Below are 1,450 nucleotides of genomic sequence, written 5' to 3' on the forward strand. Positions count from 1 at the left end.
CTCCGGCGCGCCCAACCATATGTGCACCGTGGTCGCACCCCCGCCCGGTCGCCACCGAAAACGGCCGCCGGCCCTTCCCCGTGGCGGGGAAGGGCCTGCGGCCGTACGTGCGCGGTGCGGCGGATCAGACCTGGCCGGCCTTCTCCAGGGCCTCGCAGCAGGTGTTGATCAGCAGGCGGGTGACGACGTAGGGGTCGACGTTCGCGTTCGGGCGGCGGTCCTCGATGTAGCCCTTCTGCTCCACCTCGACCTGCCACGGGATGCGGACGGAGGCACCGCGGTTGGAGACGCCGTAGCTGTAGACGTTCCACGGGGCGGTCTCGTGCTTGCCGGTCAGGCGGGACTCGATGTCGGCGCCGTACTGGGTGACGTGCTCCAGCACCTTCTCCTGGGAGGTGCCGAGCGACTCGCAGGCGGTGATGATGGCGTCGTAGCCCTCGCGCATCGCCTTGGTGGAGAAGTTGGTGTGGGCGCCCGCGCCGTTCCAGTCGCCACGGGCCGGCTTGGCGTCCAGGGTGGCGTCGATGCCGAACTCCTCGGCGGTGCGGTACAGCAGGTAGCGGGCGATCCACAGGTCGTCCGAGACGGTCAGGGCGTCGACCGGGCCGATCTGGAACTCCCACTGGCCGGGCATGACCTCGGCGTTGATGCCGCAGATCGCCAGACCGGCGTCCATGCAGCGGTCCAGGTGCAGCTCGACGATCTCGCGGCCGAAGACCTCCTCGGCGCCGACACCGCAGTAGTAGCCGCCCTGCGGGGCCGGGTAGCCGCCCTCCGGGAAGCCGAGCGGGCGGGAGCCCTTGAAGAAGGTGTACTCCTGCTCGATGCCGAAGATCGACTCCTGCGCGGAGTACTTCTCGGCGACCTCGCGCAGCAGGGCACGGGTGTTGGACTCGTGCGCCGCACCGTTGGTCTCCAGGACCTCGCACAGGACCAGGATGTTGTCACCACCGCGGATCGGGTCCTTGACGACCTTCACCGGCTCCAGCACGCGGTCGGACGCGTGGCCCTCGGCCTGGTTGGTCGACGAGCCGTCGAAGCCCCAGGTCGGGATCTTGTCGGCGTTGGGCAGGACGCGAGTCTTGGAACGGAGCTTCGCGGTCGGCTTGGTGCCGTCGATCCAGATGTACTCGGCCTTGATTGCCACGGCTGGTCCCTCGCATTGCTGGGTGGTGGGTGCCCGCGTAGCGTCGCAAGCCGCCGTTTCCCGGTTGTTCCTCTCATGTAACGCGCATGTGAACCAACCGTCCGCGTTGACACGGTCACGGTGCGGGAGTGCCGGGGGTGACACTCCCGCTTCCTCCCGTGCCCCGGGGCGGTCCGTCAGTGGTGACGGGCGTGCGCGGCGCGGCGGCGCCGGGTGGCCCAGAGGGCGGCGGCTCCGCCCGCCACGAGCGCCGCGGCCCCGGCGGCGAGCGGGCCGGTGGCGCTGCTGCCACCGGTCTCGGCC

The 1,450-nt window shown here is 70.4% G+C and carries 2 protein-coding genes; both read right to left on the reverse strand.

All coding sequences use genetic code 11. The features are described from left to right. Positions 1-124: 124 nt before the first annotated feature. Positions 125-1,147, reverse strand: coding sequence for a glutamine synthetase GlnII (gene glnII / locus ACFVU9_RS45460; RefSeq protein ID WP_380506308.1), 1,023 nt, complete (start codon positions 1,145-1,147; stop codon positions 125-127). A 176-nt stretch (positions 1,148-1,323) separates the two neighbouring features. Further along, a partial coding sequence (locus ACFVU9_RS45465) for an LAETG motif-containing sortase-dependent surface protein (protein WP_387603981.1) occupies positions 1,324-1,450 on the reverse strand: 127 nt, incomplete at its 5' end.

It is taken from the genome of Kitasatospora sp. NPDC057936, from assembly GCF_042887525.1.
GTDB lineage: Bacteria > Actinomycetota > Actinomycetes > Streptomycetales > Streptomycetaceae > Kitasatospora.